At 48.9% G+C, this 17,917-nt stretch carries 16 protein-coding genes and 2 tRNA genes; 13 read left to right on the forward strand and 5 right to left on the reverse strand.

From position 1 onward, the window contains the following. Positions 1-150 precede the first annotated feature (150 nt). The 5 genes from D8Y20_RS11205 to D8Y20_RS11225 all read right to left on the reverse strand — a co-directional run bounded on the left by D8Y20_RS11205 (position 151) and on the right by D8Y20_RS11225 (position 3,458). Positions 151-240: transfer RNA gene (locus D8Y20_RS11205), tRNA-Ser, on the reverse strand. 29 nt (positions 241-269) lie between these two features. Next, a tRNA-Ser gene (locus tag D8Y20_RS11210) sits at positions 270-357 on the reverse strand. A 157-nt stretch (positions 358-514) separates the two neighbouring features. After that, positions 515-1,162 (reverse strand): peroxiredoxin, encoded by a 648-nt coding sequence (locus tag D8Y20_RS11215; RefSeq protein WP_121543778.1) that lies wholly within the window; start codon positions 1,160-1,162, stop codon positions 515-517. Positions 1,163-1,277: 115 nt separating this feature from the next. Beyond that, positions 1,278-1,796, reverse strand: a complete 519-nt coding sequence (gene yjgA, locus D8Y20_RS11220) for a ribosome biogenesis factor YjgA (protein WP_121543780.1) — start codon at positions 1,794-1,796, stop codon at positions 1,278-1,280. An 81-nt stretch (positions 1,797-1,877) separates the two neighbouring features. Continuing rightward, complete coding sequence (locus D8Y20_RS11225; RefSeq protein WP_121543782.1) at positions 1,878-3,458, reverse strand: peptide chain release factor 3; 1,581 nt, start codon at positions 3,456-3,458, stop codon at positions 1,878-1,880. 407 nt (positions 3,459-3,865) lie between these two features. Here D8Y20_RS11225 and dnaX point away from each other — a divergent pair, with 407 nt between their 5' ends. The 13 genes from dnaX (at position 3,866) to lpdA (ending at position 17,708) form a co-directional block, all read left to right on the forward strand. Beyond that, on the forward strand, positions 3,866-5,641 hold the full coding sequence (dnaX, locus tag D8Y20_RS11230) for a DNA polymerase III subunit gamma/tau (protein ID WP_121543784.1): 1,776 nt from the start codon (positions 3,866-3,868) through the stop codon (positions 5,639-5,641). A 135-nt stretch (positions 5,642-5,776) separates the two neighbouring features. After that, entirely contained in the window at positions 5,777-6,091 is a 315-nt protein-coding gene (locus D8Y20_RS11235; protein ID WP_121543786.1) for a YbaB/EbfC family nucleoid-associated protein, read from the forward strand. After that, entirely contained in the window at positions 6,088-6,717 is a 630-nt protein-coding gene (gene recR / locus D8Y20_RS11240; protein WP_121543788.1) for a recombination mediator RecR, read from the forward strand. The genes D8Y20_RS11235 and recR overlap by 4 nt, the downstream gene beginning before the upstream one ends. Before the next feature lie 4 nt (positions 6,718-6,721). Next, a complete protein-coding gene (locus tag D8Y20_RS11245; RefSeq protein WP_236075415.1) occupies positions 6,722-7,408 on the forward strand; it encodes a YggS family pyridoxal phosphate-dependent enzyme in 687 nt (228 codons plus the stop codon). Positions 7,409-7,476: 68 nt separating this feature from the next. Further along, complete coding sequence (gene proC, locus D8Y20_RS11250; RefSeq protein WP_236075416.1) at positions 7,477-8,280, forward strand: pyrroline-5-carboxylate reductase; 804 nt, start codon at positions 7,477-7,479, stop codon at positions 8,278-8,280. Further along, entirely contained in the window at positions 8,280-8,585 is a 306-nt protein-coding gene (locus D8Y20_RS11255) for a YggT family protein (RefSeq protein ID WP_121543794.1), read from the forward strand. The genes proC and D8Y20_RS11255 overlap by 1 nt, the downstream gene beginning before the upstream one ends. Positions 8,586-8,628: 43 nt before the next feature. Next, complete coding sequence (locus D8Y20_RS11260; RefSeq protein WP_201265630.1) at positions 8,629-10,272, forward strand: glycosyltransferase family 39 protein; 1,644 nt, start codon at positions 8,629-8,631, stop codon at positions 10,270-10,272. Positions 10,273-10,288: 16 nt separating this feature from the next. Continuing rightward, positions 10,289-11,242, forward strand: coding sequence for a glycosyltransferase family 2 protein (locus D8Y20_RS11265; RefSeq protein ID WP_201265631.1), 954 nt, complete (start codon positions 10,289-10,291; stop codon positions 11,240-11,242). A gap of 2 nt (positions 11,243-11,244) precedes the next feature. Continuing rightward, complete coding sequence (locus D8Y20_RS11270; RefSeq protein WP_121543798.1) at positions 11,245-12,162, forward strand: lysylphosphatidylglycerol synthase transmembrane domain-containing protein; 918 nt, start codon at positions 11,245-11,247, stop codon at positions 12,160-12,162. Positions 12,163-12,437: 275 nt separating this feature from the next. Continuing rightward, entirely contained in the window at positions 12,438-13,481 is a 1,044-nt protein-coding gene (gene pdhA / locus D8Y20_RS11275) for a pyruvate dehydrogenase (acetyl-transferring) E1 component subunit alpha (RefSeq protein WP_121543800.1), read from the forward strand. Positions 13,482-13,483: 2 nt separating this feature from the next. Then, complete coding sequence (locus tag D8Y20_RS11280) at positions 13,484-14,464, forward strand: pyruvate dehydrogenase complex E1 component subunit beta (RefSeq protein WP_121543802.1); 981 nt, start codon at positions 13,484-13,486, stop codon at positions 14,462-14,464. 100 nt (positions 14,465-14,564) lie between these two features. Next, positions 14,565-15,857 (forward strand): pyruvate dehydrogenase complex dihydrolipoamide acetyltransferase, encoded by a 1,293-nt coding sequence (locus tag D8Y20_RS11285; protein ID WP_121543804.1) that lies wholly within the window; start codon positions 14,565-14,567, stop codon positions 15,855-15,857. A 33-nt stretch (positions 15,858-15,890) separates the two neighbouring features. Beyond that, positions 15,891-17,708, forward strand: a complete 1,818-nt coding sequence (gene lpdA / locus D8Y20_RS11290; protein ID WP_121543806.1) for a dihydrolipoyl dehydrogenase — start codon at positions 15,891-15,893, stop codon at positions 17,706-17,708. The last annotated feature ends 209 nt before the right edge of the window (positions 17,709-17,917 follow it).

Consider the following 17,917-nt stretch of genomic DNA (forward strand, 5'->3'; position numbering starts at 1 on the left):
CTGCCCTTCACCCCTACGGGGCCACCGCAAGCGGTGTTCGAATCGGCTATCCTGCCGATGTCGTCGAACCCAATTCGAGCGTTCTCAACCCTCTCTATTGAGGAGTAAAAATGTGCTGGGTAGATGACAGTTTGAAGATATAAATAGCACTGGCGGAGAGAGAGGGATTCGAACCCTCGATAGGTTTAAGCCTATACACCCTTAGCAGGGGCGCGCTTTCGGCCACTCAGCCATCTCTCCGTGCATGCATGCGTGTTGTAAAAACTAACTGGCGGAAGGGGTGGGATTTGAACCCACGGTAGGTTTCCCTACGCCGGTTTTCAAGACCGGTACATTCAGCCGCTCTGTCACCCTTCCATTAGTTAAGATCTGTGCAGGATTCGTCATTGATCAATCCGGCTCAGTTTTTGCAGGCCGGAAAGATAGCATGGCTTTTGAAGATGGCAATGGCGTAAATGAATAAAAAAAGGCGACTCCGCAGGAGTCGCCTTTTTTCAATCAAAATTGTGACTATTTACAGCTTGTCAGCTTCAGCTGCCAGGTAAGATGCAACACCATCTGCATCTGCTACCATGGCTTTGTCGCCTTTGTTCCAGCCGGCAGGACATACTTCACCGTGTTCTTCATGGAACTGCAACGCGTCGATCATGCGTAGCATCTCATCAATATTGCGACCCAAAGGCAGATTGTTTACCACCTGATGTTGAACAACATTGTCTTTATCAATCAGGAATGAACCGCGCAATGCGATAGAGCCGCCCAACAGATGAACTGCATCACCATCTTCATCTTCAACAGATTCGTTGTCGATAAGAACATCATAATCAGCAGCAATAGTTTTGGTCAGATCGGCAACCAGCGGGTATGCAACAGGGCCGATGCCGCCGTCGTTGACGGCAGTATTGCGCCATGCGGCATGGCTGAAGTGAGAATCAACGGAACAACCGATGACCTGTACGCCACGCGATTCAAATTCTTTGATGCGATGATCAAATGCGATCAGCTCAGAAGGACAGACAAAGGTGAAGTCCAGCGGGTAGAAAAATAGTACAACGTATTTTCCCTGATTATCAGAAAGGGAATACTCCTCATTGATGGAACCATCTGCCATTACAGCAGCGGCGGTAAAATCGGGGGCTTGTTTGCCAACCAGTACACTCATAAAAAACTCCTTGGTAGTTAAACGACTAACCTCTGCAGGTTAAAATTCGGATAGCAATTGTAAGCAGATATATAGATGAATACCACCTTACTCATTTTCAGGATAAAGCTGGGGTTTATTCCACAATGGTATCGCGCAACAGTCGGAACAGAGCGCGTGATGATTTGCGTGGCTTGTCCTGGCTGATTTCTTTGTTGGCATTACGCACCAGTTGGCGGATCTGGCCGGCATCTCCGTGTGGAAATTTGGCCATAAATTCAGTGACTGCAGTATGCCCATCTTCTATTAAACGATCTCGCCAACGTTCAACTTTATGAAATTGTTTATCTTGATTTGCCTTTTTACTATCAAGCTCTTGAAAGGTCTCTTGCATCTCTTCGGTATTGATTTGACGAAGCAGTTTGCAAATGCGTTTGAATTGACGCTTTTCAGCGCCGAGCTTCATGGATTGAACGTCCAGCAGAGCTTGTTGGAGCTCCGATGGAAGATCAAACTTTCCAAGTGTGATGGCGTCGCATTGGGCCAATCGCTTACCCAGATCGAGCAGAGCCTGAATCTCACGCTTCTGCTGAGATTTGTTCAGGCGTTCTGCCAGCTCAAATTTATCGTAGTCCTCATCGTGTGTATCATACATGGGCGGGAGTGTAGCGAGCGATCTCGAAACTGTCTTATAATAACTGTTTTAAGAGTGCTGAATCTATTTTTTCAAGGTTGTCTAAATATGTTCGCGGGTTTTGTGGAAGGTGATGGCCGGCCATTGCTCTTCGGTGTAATTCAGCTTCCATGCACTGGGTGCCAGATAAGAGAGAAAACCATCTGCGTCTTCCGACAGGCTGGATTCAAACAGACGACGGAATTCAGACATTTTTTTATCATCCTCAGCGGTGACCCAACGGGCGATCTGGAAGTCGGTGGCGACATAATCTGCATCAACTTTGTACTCTGCATTCAAGCGCGCAACGGTTACATCAAACTGTAATACACCCACAGCACCTAGAATATAATCTCCACCAAGCAGGGTTTTAAATACTTGTACCGCGCCCTCTTCAGAGAGCTGAACCAGTCCTTTGTGTAGCTGTTTGCGTTTCATTGGGTCTTTCAGGCGAATGCGGCGGAATAGTTCTGGAGCAAAATTGGGAATGCCTGTAAATTTTAAGGCTTCTTTCGTGGTGAATGTGTCACCGATTTTGATGGTGCCATGATTATGGATGCCAATGATGTCACCGGCATAAGCTTCTTCAATATGGGCACGATCCTGGGCCATAAAAATGGTGGCGTTAGGAATTTTCACATCCTTACCCAGGCGATGGTGGCGTACGGTCATGCCCTTTTTAAACTTACCGGAGCAGATGCGGAAGAAGGCGATGCGGTCACGGTGGGCTGGGTCCATATTGGCTTGAATTTTAAAACAGAAAGCAGAAAAACCTGGCTCATCAGGGTGAACAGTGCGCTCTACTGCCTCACGTGGGCCGGGGGCGGGTGATAACTCTACAAAGGCATCCAAGAGTTCTTTTACGCCGAAGTTATTCACAGCCGAGCCAAAAAATACAGGTGTCTGTGAGCCTAGTAAAAACTGTTCCAGATTAAATGGATCGGCAGCACCCTCAAGTAGCTCAATGTCTCCGCGTAGTTCATCAGCCTGGGAACCAAGTAGTTCATCCAGTTTAGGGTCACTCAGATCATTGATTTTAACGGTATCAAAATCGTTGGTTTTAGCGCCCGCCTTGAACAGGTTCAGTTCTTTTTTGTACAGGTTATATACACCCTTAAAACGTTTGCCCATACCAACCGGCCATGACATTGGTGTGCATTCGATCTGCAACTTTTCTTCAATGTCGGTGAGCAAGTCAAGTGGCTCAAGTCCTTCGCGGTCGAGTTTGTTGATGAAGGTAACGATAGGGGTATTACGCATGCGGCAGACTTCCATCAATTTCTCAGTCTGTGCTTCCACACCGCTGGCCGAATCGATCACCATCATAGCTGAATCGACGGCTGTGAGTACACGGTAGGTATCTTCTGAGAAGTCCTGATGGCCGGGGGTATCGAGCAGGTTAATCTCGAAGTCGCGATAATTGAACTTCATGACTGAGGAGGCGACTGAGATGCCGCGTTCCTGCTCAATCTTCATCCAGTCGGAGGTGGCATGTCTGCTCGCCTTGCGCGCTTTTACAGCACCGGCCATCTGAATAGCACCACCAAACATCAATAGTTTTTCTGTCAGTGTTGTTTTACCCGCATCAGGATGCGAGATAATGCCAAATGTGCGGCGTTTTGCGATTTCAGTGGAAAAGCTCATGTGTTCCTCTTTGTGGCAGGAGATGTGTTTTTAACTGCATCTCTTTCATGGCGCGGAGTGTAGCCAAATTAGTCTGATTTATGAATAGACCAGGATAATCGCTTTAAAATATTTAAAATCGTTTGCCGGCCGAGCATGTGCATCACTGATTTAACTCAGGGTATCTCACTCTCGTAAACTTAGTTCACCTTGCACCCCAGGGTGCTTTCTCTGGCTTCGCCATTCACCTCGTCGCAGAGAAATCGCAACAAGGACCAGAAAAACAATATTTATCGGAGAGCAATGGATGTGGATTGCAGTCGTTTTTGTCTTTACTTTGCGGAACTTTGCGTCCTCTGCGGTGAAACGCATGTTGTCTGTATTCATGCAGTCATTGCGTGGCAGAGGGCAAACCGTAGAGTGCTCGCATGTCTTATTTGGTACTAGCGCGGCGCTGGCGACCGCAGAAATTTGCTGATCTTGTTGGTCAGGATGTGGTGGTTCGCACACTTAAAAACGCGTTAATTAGCGGTAATTTGGCGCATGCCTATCTGTTATGCGGTATTCGCGGTGTGGGTAAAACCACTATCGCACGGCTGATGGCGATGGCGGTGAATTGCGAAACCTCCACATCAGGAGAGCCCTGTGGTGTGTGTGCAGCGTGTAAAAGTATTACCGATGGTACCAATTTGGATGTTCAGGAGATGGATGCCGCCAGTCATACCGGTGTGGATGATGTGCGTGAAATTCTGGATGGTGTGCGTTATCCGCCAACTACGCTGAAGACTAAAGTCTATATTATTGATGAAGCGCATATGTTGTCCAAGAGCGCATTCAATGCGTTGCTGAAAACGCTGGAAGAACCGCCTGCACATGTATTGTTTATTTTAGCGACGACCGAATCAGACAAATTGCCGGTGACCGTGCGTTCGCGCTGCCAGCGATTTGATTTGCGCCGCTTAGGGCAGGGTGAAATCAGTGCTTACCTTAAACATGTGTTCAGTAAGGAATCGATTCGTGCTGATGATGATGCACTTACAGCCATTGCACAGGCTGCTGATGGCAGTGTGCGTGATGCGCTTTCTCTGGCTGAGCGGGTGTTGGCCTATTCACGCGAACATCTCAAAGCAAGCGATGTGATGTCGGCGCTCGGTTTGGTCGGTTATGCGTTGAATCGTTCTCTTTCTGAGGCTGTGTTTGACGCAGATGCTGCCACGGCTGTGCAGCGTTTTAGAAGTGCGATTGGCAGCGGTCACGGAGCACGTAGCCTGTTGGAATCATTAAGCCGGTTATGGCACCAGCTGGCCTGCCTGCAGGTTGATAGCGGATTGCTTGATGCTGAAATTGATGCCGAGCACCGTGATTGGTTGGAGCAGCAGCACGCTCGATTAAACATGCAGGCATTGGATTTGCGGTATCAGGTGTTGTTGCAGGGTATTCGTGACCTGAGCCTGGTGGAAGAGCGCATGGGTGCTGAGATGGTGTTGATGCGCTTGTGTGGTTTGCATGCTATTTCTAATGTGCTTGCGTCTAAAGTAACGGCCTCTCATCACGCAGATGATGCTCGGTCGTTCTCTTCAGGATCTTCGACCGTTACAGAGGCTGGGCCGACAATTGTTGATGCTGCGACTTCTGCAGCAGAGTCGCATGTACCACCGGCGTTTCGGAATATTGAAGAAACAAACAAACGATCTGTTGACGTGCAACCGGAACCAAACAATAGCGTTGCACCTAACCCTGCTATGGCAGATGAGGTTAGAGAACCGGATGCATTAGAAACTGCCGATAACCTGCCTTTGCATGAACAAAGCACAGGCAATGGTAGTGGTTTTGCAACCTGGCAGCAGGCTGTCGATGCTTTTGGTGCTATAAAGCCCGGTGTGTCGGCGATGTTGGATCATGTCGTGTGTGCCGAATATGGTGATAAAGTACGGCTGGGTTTGAATAAACATCAGGAGAACGCCATCTCGGCACCTGATCGCACGGCTTTTGCCGAATGGTTGGGGCGTGAAGTGTTGTGGGAGTCGGCGCAACAACATAAGGGTGCATCGCTATCACAAGAGCGCGCCAAGCAGACTAAGATGGAAGAGGCCCGTTTGCGCAAAGGGGCGGAAGATGATCCGCATGTGCAGGCATTAATGCGGGAAATGGATGCGAAACTGGTGAAAGTGTTGCCTGCCGGTGTGTCGGATCAGGTAGAATAGTCAAAAGACCTTTTTTTACCGCAGAGGACGCAGAGTAGAGTCAATAAATGATAATTATGGGGCTTTAATGTGTTACTCTGCGAAACTTTGCGTCCTCTGCGGTGAGAGCTTATTAGACTTTGTCAGGAGAAACAGATGAATATTGGAAAAATGATGCAGCAAGCCAAGAAGATGCAGGAAGATATGAAAATTATGCAGGCTGAAATGGCAAAAATGGAAGTGTATGGTGAAGCTGGTGGTGGCATGGTCAAAGTGATGATGACCGGTGATCAGATGGTACGCAAAGTGGATATCGACGCTTCATTATGGGAAGAACAGGACAAAGGTTTGATTGAAGATTTGATGGCTGCGGCGGTCAATCAGGCATCTCAGAAGGTTGCTGATACCCAGAAAGATAAACAGAAAGGTTTGATGGCTGGTATGCCATTGCCACCGGGTTTTTCTCTTTGAACCATTTGCCGGGTGTACCAGCTCCATTGGGGCGGGTGATTGAGATGTTATCGTCTCTGCCCGGTGTTGGTCCGAAAACAGCGATGCGGCTGGGTCTGAACCTGCTCTCGCGCCCTGCATCGGATGCCAGTCAGTTGGCTGAAGCATTGATCTGCCTGCATGAGCAGGTGGGGTTTTGTGATGTGTGCGGTTGTTTTGCAGAGCAGGGGCGTTGCCAGTTCTGTGACGATGTGCGTCGTGATGCTTCTACCGTGTGTCTGGTGGAACAGCCGGTAGATGTGTTGATGATGGAGCGCGGTCAGGGCTATCGCGGTAGTTATCATGTATTGCACGGACGTTTGAGCCCGATTGATGGTATGGGGCCTGATCAGCTAAACCTGGAGCCTCTGGACAGGCGTATTGGTAATCAAGACGACGGTGATATTGCCGAGTTGATTCTGGCGACCAGTGCAACGGTGGATGGTGAAGCGACAGCACATTATCTGGCCAATCGCTATCAGAGCTGTGAAGTGAAAGTGTCGCGTATTGCCCGCGGTGTGCCGGAAGGTGGCGAGTTGGAATATCTCGATGAACATACCTTGAGTCGGGCTATGGACCAGCGTATTTTGTGGGATGCGGCGGTATGATACCTTGGAGCTGATTAGACGCTGGCGTGAGTTGACTGAGAAGCTGGATCAGGCAAGTGTAAAACTGCTGGCGGTGAGTAAATATGCACCGGATGACGCTGTTCAGATGTTGATAGATGCCGGGCAGAGTGATTTTGGTGAATCGCGCGCACAACAGTTGCGTGATCGCGCTATGCGATGGCCGCATTGTGCATGGCATATGATTGGGCCGGTGCAGAAAAATAAAGCTAAATATATCGGGCGCCATGCGTCTATGTGGCATAGCTGTGAGAATCTGGAAACAGCGCAGGTAGTTGCCAGGTATGTGAAAGAACGATCCAGTGAGCAATCTGATGCTGTGAGTCCGTTACCTGTATTGATTCAGGTGAATATTGCAGATGTGCCGGCTCAGCATGGTATCAGGCCTGCGGCAGTGCCTGGGTTTGCTGCGGATTTGATGAAGATTGATGGTTTAAAGCTGGCTGGTTTGATGTGTATGGCTCCGAAAGGTGGCGATGCAGCGCAAGCCTTTCAGGCATTGTCTTCGTTGCGGGAAACACTATTGAATGGATGTTTTGCTGATGTCGGATCACTGGCACTGTGTATGGGGATGAGCGGCGATTATGAGGTGGCCATCGGAGAAGGGGCTACAATGGTGCGTCTGGGCTCAACCCTGTTTGGCGGTTGGGATGTGCGTCATCAAGATGTGTGAAATCACTATGTTCGAAAGCAGATTGAATAAAAACGTGAATGATACAAAACAAAAGAATTTGTGAGGCAATGATGCAACAACTGAATATAGCGTTTATCGGCGGCGGAAATATGGCCGAAGCACTGATTGCAGGCCTGCGTGGAGCTGGCCATGAGGGGGGCCGTATTACGGTGTCTGATCCTCAAGAAGTGCGTTGTGATTACCTTGCCGATCAATACGGTGTTGCTTGTGTGCAGCAAAACAGCCTTGCGGCAAGTAGTGCTGATGTGCTGATTATGGCGGTGAAGCCGCAGCAAATGCAGGGTGCTTTGAAAGAGATCTCTGGGCATTTGAAGGCGGGTGCGACGGTGATCAGTATCGCCGCTGGTGTGAGTACGGCCTCTTTGAAACGCTGGTCGAATGAGCATGCCAATATCGTGCGGGTGATGCCCAATACTCCAGCTTTGTTGGGTGCTGGTATGTCGGTGCTGTTCAGTGATGCCGATGAGTTGCATAAGCAGCGCACGGAATATGTGTTAAATGCCTGTGGTGAGTGTCTGCGGGTAGATAAGGAGCAGATGATGCACGCTGTTACGGCCGTTTCGGGTAGTGGGCCTGCTTATCTGTTTTTAATGGCGGAAGTGATGCAGGCCACCGGCGAAAAACTTGGCCTTAGCAATGAAGTAGCTGCAAAGCTGGCAGCGCAGACCGTGTTTGGAGCCGGAAAGATGCTGTCAGAGAGTGGTCGTTCAGCGAAAGACTTGCGTACTCAGGTGACCAGCCCGGGTGGTACAACTCAGGCTGCTCTTGATGTGATGTATGAAGTTGGCTTGCCGGCTGCAGTTCGACAAGGGATTGAAGCTGCCAGTAAACGTTCACAGGAGTTGAGTTGATGTTTATTTTCGGTTATTTTTTACAGGCTCTGGCAGGCGTGCTGCATATCATCCTGATGACCGCTACCATCGTGGTGATTGCTCGGGCTGTGTTGTCATGGGTATCCCCTGACCCATACAATCCGATCGTGCGCATTATCAATCAACTGTCCGAGCCGATGTTATACAGGGTGAGAAAATATGTGCCATATATTGCAGGTATTGATTTCTCTCCGTTGATTTTGTTGCTGATTATTATGTTTATGGATAATTTCCTTGTAGCGACCCTGAACCGCATTGCTTTGCCAATGATTCAGGCTGGTTAGTGTCTCTTTGATGCATTCTCAAAACAGATTGTTTGATCAGGTTTTGAAACAGCCACTGTTTTGGTTGCTGATTCTGTGTGCCATCAATTTCTTTGCCTTCCTGGGTGGGCATACCTTGTGGGATGTGGATGAACCCAATAATGCCGTTTGTGCCCGTGAAATGTTGCTGGCTGGCAATTGGTGGGTACCAATGTTTAACGGTGATTACCGGTTTGATAAACCGATATTGATTTATTGGCTGATGATGCCGATAGATGCCCTGTTCGGCGTGAATGAGTGGTCTGCCCGCTTACCCTCGGCGCTGTCGTTGACTGGGCTGGTCTTGGTTGTGTGGGGTATGACGCGTCGATTGATGCGTGTGTTTGATGCCGATGCAAACAAATCTGAACGCGCGGCTTTGATGGCGGCAGGCTTGTTTGCTACAGCGCTGCATATGATTGTTATTGCCAGAGCAGCTGTGCCTGATCCGCTGCTCATGCTGGCGCTCGGAATTGCTCTTCCTGCTTTGTTGATTGTGTATCTTGAAGGGAAGAAAAAAACACCGGCTAAAATACCGGGCATGTTGGTGTTGGCTTTTGTGGCTATTGGTTTCGGTACACTGGCGAAAGGGCCGATTGCAGGCTTAATGCCTTTGTTGATTGTCGCAGCATTCCTGACGCTGATGCAGGATTGGAAAAGCTGGCATCTGTTTCATCCGTTCAAGGGGGCTGCGATTGCTCTGGCTATCGCATTGCCGTGGTATATTGCAGTCGGTGTGCTGACCGATGGTGTATGGCTGGAGGGTTTCCTTTTTCATCATAATCTGGATCGCTTCACAGACCCTTTGCAAGGGCATCGCGGTTTCCCCGGCCTGTATGTGATTAGTATTCTGGTGGGGTGGTTTCCGTGGTCGGGCCTGCTGGCTGCGATGTTGTGGTTTGGTAGCTGGCGCTTGCAGGCACTGCGAGAAGAACCCGTACGCCTGTTTATGTTGTGCTGGATTGGCGCATATATCCTCTTCTTCAGTGTGGCGCGTACGCAGCTGCCGAATTATGTGTTGCCGGTGTTTCCAGCCGCCGCGATACTGATGGCATGGGGCTGGGCGTATGCCTCGGACGTTGTGCGGCAGCAGGCGATAAAATGGTTGGCATGGTCGGTGTTGGTACTCTCTTTGGGGGTACTCATTGGTGGTGGCCTGGCGATTGAGAAAATGTGGCCTGCTGAGGGCTATTATATTCTGGCCATGTTGCCGATGTTGCTGGTATCGCTCTTATGGTTGTTGAAAAAAGAGTGGTTGGTGGATAAGCAGTTGGATTTAAGACTGTTGCTGGTTGCGGGTATGGCTATCTCGATGTTGCTACTTTCCGGTTGGTCTGTGAAAGGTATCGATCATCATAAAATAAGCAGTGTGCTGGCTGAAAAAGCCAGTGATGCGGGTTTTGATGGTAGTGAATTGGCTACATTCAGATATTTCCAGCCATCGTTGCTGTTTTACCATGGTGGGCGCTTGCCGATGTTGCCGGATACGCAGCAAGTGGGTGAATGGATGGCGGCCGGAAAAGCTGTGGTGATGCCGCAGGATAGCCTGGAAGCGTTGCCAAAAGAGATTATTCCTTATCTTATTGTGCATGCACGTGTACATGGCATGTATGCGCGCAGATGGTTGTTGTTGGTGAGCTTGCAGCCTGTGAGTGAGGTGGTTCAGTGAAGCTTAGGGAGATGAAATGATGATCAAATCAATGATTTCTATTGTCGTGCCGCTATATGAAGAAGAAGAGAATGTGCCGCTGTTGGTGGCCGAAGTAGCCGATAAACTGAGTGATTATCCGTATGAGCTGATTTTGATTGATGATGGTTCTACCGATGGTACGGTGAAGGCAATCAAACAGGCGCGTGCGGCTGATGAGCGGGTGGTGCTGGTGGCGTTGCGCCGTAATTTTGGTCAGACAGCCGCGATGAGTGCTGGCTTTGAAGCTGCTCGTGGTGAATTTGTCGTGTATATGGATGGTGATCTGCAGACGGATCCTGCCGATATTCCCAAGTTGCTGGAGCGTTTAAAACGTGATGATCTTGATATGGTCAATGGGTGGCGTAAAGACAGGCAGGATGCGAGTTTATCTCGCAATTTACCATCCAAGATTGCTAATGCCCTGATTCGCCGCTCTACCAAGGTGCGCATGCAAGATTATGGTTGCCCGATGAAGTTGATGCGTGTTGAAGTTGCCAAGAATTTGCGGCTGTATGGTGAAATGCACAGATTTATCCCTGCTCTGGCAGATTTGTACGGCACGCGCATGGCGGAAGAGCCTGTGTCACATCGACCACGTCAGTTTGGTGAAAGTAAGTATGGTATTGGTCGCACTGTCCGCGTGGTGATTGATTTGATGCTGGTGGTCTTCTTTCAGCGTTTTACGGATCGACCCTTGCAACTGTTTGGTCCGGTAGGTTTGATATCACTGGCTTCAGGTTTGTTTGTTGATCTGTGGTTGAGCATGGATAAGCTGGTGTTCGGTGCGGAGTTGGCTGGCCGCCCGATGTTATTGCTGGGCTCCATGATGATTGTAACGGGTATTTTATTGTTTGGCATTGGTCTGATTCTGGAGATGCAGACTCGCACCTACTATGAAGCTACCGGACGTAACCATTATAGTGTGCGCAAGGATGACGATAAGGAGTAGGCGTGTTATGGCTTAAGCTCGGTCTTTCAGGGTTATTGCTGGCTTTTTTAGCATGGACTCTGGACTTAGGTGGTATCGTGGTTGTGTTGAATGGTGCGGACTGGAGCATGTTTGTTGCAGCTTGTCTCTGTTTGATTTTAGGGCAGTTTTTGTCTGCCATACGTTGGGCGTGGTTGGCGCGCGGTCTGGGCTTGACAGTGCTGACGGCACGAAAAATTCAACTCTATTTCTTAGGTATGTTCTTGAGCCTATTTTTGCCTTCCATCATTGGTGGCGATGTGGCGCGCGGCTGGTTGCTTGCGAAAGGTAAAAAAGATGCCGGTTGGCCGGCTGCGGCGAGTGTGGTGTTGGAACGCCTGAACGGTGTGCTGGCTTTGATGCTGGTGGTTTCACTGTGTATGTGTTTTCTGGATATTCCTGTGTTGTGGATCGTGCTTTGGAACAGTGGTTTGCTTGTTTTGCTGCTATTGATTTGTAGCACTCCCTGGTGGTGGCCACGACTGCTGGTTGCTGGTTGGTTTGAAAAACATCAAAAGATAGCAGGCTGGAAATCATTGCAGTTGAATAGCTCTACCTTTTATATGGCTTGGTGGAAAAGTCTGCCTGTATCCTTGCTGTTTCAGGCTTTGGTGGTGCAGGCGCATGTGTTTCTGGGTATGGCTGTTGGTTTGGAATTAACATGGCCAGTCTATGGTTTTATGGTTTGTCTGATTGCGCTGGCCTCGGCATTACCACTCTCTTTTAATGGATTCGGTATCCGGGAGGCGGGTTATATCGGTCTGGTGTCCTGGTTTGGTGGTTCAACAGAAGCCGCTGCTGCGATGGCGGCACTCTGGGTGTTGGTGCTGCTTATTGCGGCCTTGCCGGGAAGTGTGGTTCTCTGGCGAATGGGTGGTGCCGGTATATTAAAGAAAGCGTGAGTGACAGGATTGTAAGTAGAAAAAAACGAGATTTTTGTTTCTGCGTGATGATTTTGGCATGAGGCAATAAATCAACATCTCCATGGCAATGGCTACGCTACGACGTGTGCACAGATGCATTCGCGTGTTGTTCTCAAGATTATTTTTGAGTTTAACCATAGAAAAATAATGGTGAATAAAATGACCATACAAAGCTTATGTGAATGGCGAATAGGCTTGCTGCTCGCTTCAAGGGTAGGCATGATTCGCAACAATATTTTTTAGTTGGGGTCGCTATGTCTGCAGAGCAGAAATCCGGCATCACACATGAGGGGGACTTCTATAGTGAAGAAGCCCTGCATGAGATGCATGACAGTATGTTGTTTATTCGGCGTTTTGAAGAAAAAGCCGGTCAACTCTATGGTTTGAAAAAAATCGGTGGTTTTTGCCATCTGTGTAATGGTCAGGAAGCCGTCTGTGTCGGGCTGAATTCGGCGGCAGACGCCAAAGATTACATGATGACCAGTTACCGTGATCACGGTCATATTCTGGCGCGTGGTACTGATCCGACAGCAGTGATGGCTGAATTGCTTGGTCGTGCCGGTGGTGTGGTAAAAGGTAAAGGCGGCTCGATGCATATGTTTGACATCGAGAAAAACTTTGCCGGCGGTAATGGTATTGTTGGTGAGCAGGTGCCTATTGGACTTGGTTTCGGTTTTTCCAGTTGGTATAAAGAAGATGGTCGTGTGACTATCTGTATTATGGGTGATGGCGGCATCAATCAGGGTGCAGTGTATGAGTCATTCAATATGGCCGCGTTGTGGAAGTTGCCGATTGTGTTCCTGGTAGAAAACAATCAATACGCTATGGGTACCTCTTTGGATCGTGCATCGGCTGAAACCCAGCTTTATAAGCGTGGTATTTCGTTCAAAATTCCAGGTATTAAAATTGATGGCATGGATGTGCTTGAGTTTGATAAGAGGATGCGTGAAGCCATTGAGCATGCACGTTCCGGTAAAGGCCCTATGCTGGTTGAAGCCAATACCTACCGTTATCGCGGTCACTCCATGTCTGATCCGGCGACTTATCGTACGCGTGCAGAAGTAGATGAATGGCGCTCTGGGCGTGATCCTATTGCCCGTCTGCAGAATCAGATGATTGCGGCTGGTTTGAGTACAGAAGAAGCCTTTAAACAGAAAGATAAAGACATTAAAAAGGAAGTTGCGGCGATTGCCAAAGCAGCCGAAGCGCAGCCGGAACCGGGTGCCAGTGAATTGTGGACTGACATTTATAGTGACCCGATTGAAGGTGCTTATCCAGAAACGGGCAAGGTGTATTAATCATGAATAAAATTACCTACCGCGAGGCTCTCAATCAGGCTATGGCTGAAGAGATGACACGTGATGATCGTGTGTTCCTGATGGGTGAAGAAGTCGCCGAATATAATGGTGCTTATAAAGTATCACAGGGTCTGCTGGATAAATTCGGCCCTAAACGGGTGATTGATACCCCGATTACCGAGCTGGGTTTTGCCGGTCTAGGTGTTGGCGCATCGATGACTGGTCTGCGCCCGGTGGTTGAATTTATGACCTGGAACTTTGCTATTCTGGCGCTCGATCAGATTGTGAATGCGGCTGCTAAAATGAAATATATGTCCGGTGGTCAGTACAGCTGTCCGATGGTCTTCCGAGGTGCAGGCGGTTCTGCTGCGCGTGTGGGTGCGCAGCATTCACAGAGTCTGGAAAACTGGATAGCCAATGTGCCGGGATTGAAGGTGGTGATGCCATCGAATCCTGCTGATGCGAAGGGGTTGTTGAAGGCATCGATCCGTGATAACGATACGGTGATCTTTATTGAAAATGAGATTAACTATGGTGATGTGGGGCCTGTACCTGAAGGTGAATACATTATTCCATTGGGCAAGGCGGATATTAAACGCGTAGGCACCGATGTCACCATCGTGGCGCATTCGCGTATGACCGGCTTTGCACTGGAAGCAGCTAAAATTCTTGCTGAGCAGGGTATTGAAGCTGAAGTGGTGGATCCACGTACCATTCGTCCGCTTGATGAAGATACTATTGTTGCATCTGTGGTGAAAACCAACTGTGCAGTAGTGGTGGAAGAAGGCTGGCGTTTTGCTGGTATTGGCGCAGAAATTTCTGCCCGTATCATGGAACGTGCGTTTGATGATCTGGACGCTCCAGTGATTCGCGTAACCGGCAAGGATGTGCCGATGCCGTATGCTGCCAACCTGGAATTGATGGCGCTGCCATCTGTTGCAGATATTGTTGAAGCTGCTCGTGTCGCTTGTGGCCGGGCTTGATATCATTCGCTACTAAGACGCTAAGACACAAAGAAATGCATGGTAGGGATGCCTTAGCGCCTTGGTGTCTCTGTGGTAAAATTATTATTGAGGTTCTGTAATGCCGATTGATCTGTTTATGTCGCAACTCTCACCGACCATGACCGAGGGTAAAATTGCCCGTTGGTTAAAGAACGAAGGTGATACGCTGGAATCCGGTGAAGTGCTGGCCGAAGTGGAAACCGATAAAGCAACGATGGAAGTAGAAGTCGTTGATGAAGGTATTCTTCACAAAATTCTGGCACCTGCGGGATCAACTGTTGCTGTTGGTGTACCGATTGCTGTTATTGCCGAAGAAGATGAAGAGGTACCAGCAGATTATATGCCGGCTAATGGTGATGCTCCATCTGCAGAGCAAGCTGCACCGGTTCCAGAAGCAGTGGCTGCACCTGTCGCGGCTGCTGCGCCTGTGGCGCCGGTTACACCAGCGCCTGTGGCTCCAGCCCCAAGAACAGGGCGCATTAAGGCCAGTCCTTTAGCGCGTCGTTTGGCGAAACAGAAGGGTATCAATCTGGCTGCGATTCAAGGAACGGGTCCAAAAGGACGAATTGTTAAGGCTGATGTGGAAAACGCATCAAGACGTGGCATCTCTCTGGGTGGTGCAATGGCTGGGATGACACCTCCTCCGGTGCGTCCACTGCCACAAGGGCCTTTGCCATATCATGAAGATGAATTTGAGCGCATTGAAAATAGTATGATGCGCAAAGCGATCTCGCGCCGTTTGACGGAATCTAAACAGAGTGTGCCGCATTTCTATTTGAGTGTGGATGTTGCGATGGACCGTTTGATGGATCTGCGTGCCCAGCTCAATGAAGCTGCTGATGGTGCATTCAAACTCAGTGTAAATGATTTTATTGTGAAAGCCGTGGCCAAAGGTTTGGTTGATGTACCTGCTGCCAATGCCAGCTGGACGGATAGCCATACATTGCAACATAAACATGCCCATATTTCTATCGCAGTAGCGATTGAGGGTGGCCTGATTACACCGGTAATTCGTTTTGCTGAACAGAAAGCGATTACGGATATTTCAGCTGAAGTGAAAGAGTTGGCAGCGCGTGCCAGAACAGGTGATTTGCAGCCGAATGAATATTCTGGTGGCACATTCTCGATTTCCAATCTCGGCATGTATGGCGTCAAACAGTTCTCTGCCATCGTGAATCCACCGGAAGGTGCTATTCTGGCTGTTGGTGGTACCGATGAGCGCCCGGTTGTTGAAAACGGCACGATTGTTGTGAAGAAGATGATGACGCTGACACTATCGTGTGACCACCGCGTTGTAGATGGTGCTGTTGGTGCTGAATTCCTGGCAGCATTGAAGAAACATATTGAGTGTCCAGCGGGCGTTTTAATCTAAATTTTTTCTTAGTTCTTAATGAGGTGAACTAGCATGCCGATTGATGTATTTATGAGCCAGCTTTCTCCAACCATGACAGAGGGTAAAATTGCCCGATGGTTGAAAAAAGAGGGTGACGAACTGGTGTCAGGTGAAGTGCTGGCCGAAGTGGAGACCGATAAAGCGACGATGGAAGTGGAAGTCGTTGATGAGGGGATCCTGCATAAAATCATTGCACCGGAAGGCTCTGTTGTAACCGTGGGCGCTGCTATTGCTGTGATTGCTGAAGATGATGAAGAGGTGCCGGATGATTATATGCCGGAAAGCCTGGCAGACGCATCTGTGCCGGAAGCAGAGGCTGTCTCTGAGCCCGCCGTTGAACAGATTGCTGCAACCGTAGCAGAAGCGGTGGCTGAAACAGGTCATGATGAAGATGTTGATGCACTGAACCTGAAAGCTGCCGGTATATTCAATGCCGATGGTGAATATGATGTGGTTGTGATTGGTGCGGGCCCTGGTGGTTATGTCGCAGCTATTCGTGCTGCCCAGCTTGGTCTGAAAGTGGCCTGTATTGAATCGACCCATTTGGGAGGCATCTGTCTGAACTGGGGTTGCATTCCAACCAAAGCACTGCTCAGAACAGCTGAAGTGATCAATATTATTCAGCATAGTGGTGACGTGCTTGGTCTGGGTGTGAGTAAGGCCAACCCTGATCTGGAAAAAGCAGTGGCGCGTTCGCGTGTTATTTCGGGTAAGCTTAATAATGGTATCGGGTTTCTGTTTAAGAAAAACAAGATTGAACATATCGAAGGTCATGCAACATTCGAAGCAGATAATGTATTGATGGTCAAAGATGCCGATGGCAAAGCTAAGCAGGTGACTGCCAAGCATGTCATTGTAGCGACTGGTGCGCGTGCGCGTGCATTCCCGGGCATGGATGTCGATGAAGAAGTGATCATTACCTATAAACAGGCACTGGCTCCTAAAGCCTTGCCGAAAAAGCTGGTAGTGATTGGCTCTGGCGCGATCGGAATGGAATTTGCCTATTTCTATAATGCTATGGGTGCTGAAGTAACAGTGATTGAAGCCGCAGATCAGATTTTACCGTTGGAAGATCATGAGATATCCAACGTGGTGGCGCGCTCATTCAAGAAACAGAAGATTAAAATTATTACTGGTGCGATGGTTTCATCAGCAAAAAATATTGATGGCAAAGCCGTGGTGGAATATGAAGCCAAGGGCAAGAAGACCACGCTTGAAGGTGATGTCTGTCTGGTAGCCGTTGGTGTGGTTGGTAATACCGACAGTATTGGTGCTGAACACACATCCATGAAAATAGATCGCAATACCATTGAAGTCGATGACTGGTATCGCACCGATCATGCTGGCATTTATGCCATTGGTGATGTGGTTGGTGCACCTGCACTGGCGCACGTGGCCAGCCATGAAGGCATTGTCTGTGTGGAAGCAATTGCTGATAAGTCTCCGCATGCTGTGGATTACGGCAATGTGCCGGGTTGTACCTACTGTCAGCCACAGGTGGGTTCATGCGGTAAAACCGAGAACCAGTGTAAGGCAGAAGATATTCCATACAAAGTCGGTCGTATGGGTTATGGCACCAACGGTAAAGCGATGGGGTTGGCAGAAACTGATGGTATGGTGAAAACCATTTTCCATGCTGAAACAGGTGAACTGTTAGGGGCACATATTGTAGGCGCTGAAGCGACTGAGATGATTGTATCTCTCGGTGTAGCTAGAACACTGGAAACCACCGAAGCGGAACTGGCACATCATATGTTCCCGCATCCGACCCTGTCCGAAATGATTCACGAGTCAGTACTTGATGCAGACGATAAGGCGATTCATATCTAGGTTGGCTTACGAATAGTCAAAAGCTATTTACCGCAGAGGGCGCAAAGTTTCGCAGAGTAAACCCTTATGTTTTAATATATTGGGTTTTACCTGTATAAACCACACGATAGCGATCAGATACAGATCTCTATTTTTTACAAGCTTAGTCTTTGACTTACTTTGCGTAACTCTGCGTACTGAAGGTGAATCGCGAAGCGAGAGAAGCCACC

Source organism: Mariprofundus sp. EBB-1, assembly GCF_003665155.1.
Taxonomy (GTDB): Bacteria; Pseudomonadota; Zetaproteobacteria; order Mariprofundales; family Mariprofundaceae; genus Mariprofundus.

Bases quoted from the DNA above. Each gene is read 5' to 3' on its own strand.
- D8Y20_RS11265 (WP_201265631.1), top strand. From the start codon at position 10,289: ATGATGATCAAATCAATGATTTCTATTGTCGTGCCGCTATATGAAGAA.
- D8Y20_RS11225 (WP_121543782.1), bottom strand. From the start codon at position 3,458: ATGAGCTTTTCCACTGAAATCGCAAAACGCCGCACATTTGGCATTATC.
- D8Y20_RS11280 (WP_121543802.1), top strand. From the start codon at position 13,484: ATGAATAAAATTACCTACCGCGAGGCTCTCAATCAGGCTATGGCTGAA.
- D8Y20_RS11255 (WP_121543794.1), top strand. From the start codon at position 8,280: ATGTTTATTTTCGGTTATTTTTTACAGGCTCTGGCAGGCGTGCTGCAT.
- D8Y20_RS11285 (WP_121543804.1), top strand. From the start codon at position 14,565: ATGCCGATTGATCTGTTTATGTCGCAACTCTCACCGACCATGACCGAG.
- D8Y20_RS11215 (WP_121543778.1), bottom strand. From the start codon at position 1,162: ATGAGTGTACTGGTTGGCAAACAAGCCCCCGATTTTACCGCCGCTGCT.
- proC (WP_236075416.1), top strand. From the start codon at position 7,477: ATGATGCAACAACTGAATATAGCGTTTATCGGCGGCGGAAATATGGCC.
- dnaX (WP_121543784.1), top strand. From the start codon at position 3,866: ATGTCTTATTTGGTACTAGCGCGGCGCTGGCGACCGCAGAAATTTGCT.
- D8Y20_RS11235 (WP_121543786.1), top strand. From the start codon at position 5,777: ATGAATATTGGAAAAATGATGCAGCAAGCCAAGAAGATGCAGGAAGAT.
- yjgA (WP_121543780.1), bottom strand. From the start codon at position 1,796: ATGTATGATACACACGATGAGGACTACGATAAATTTGAGCTGGCAGAA.
- lpdA (WP_121543806.1), top strand. From the start codon at position 15,891: ATGCCGATTGATGTATTTATGAGCCAGCTTTCTCCAACCATGACAGAG.
- pdhA (WP_121543800.1), top strand. From the start codon at position 12,438: ATGTCTGCAGAGCAGAAATCCGGCATCACACATGAGGGGGACTTCTAT.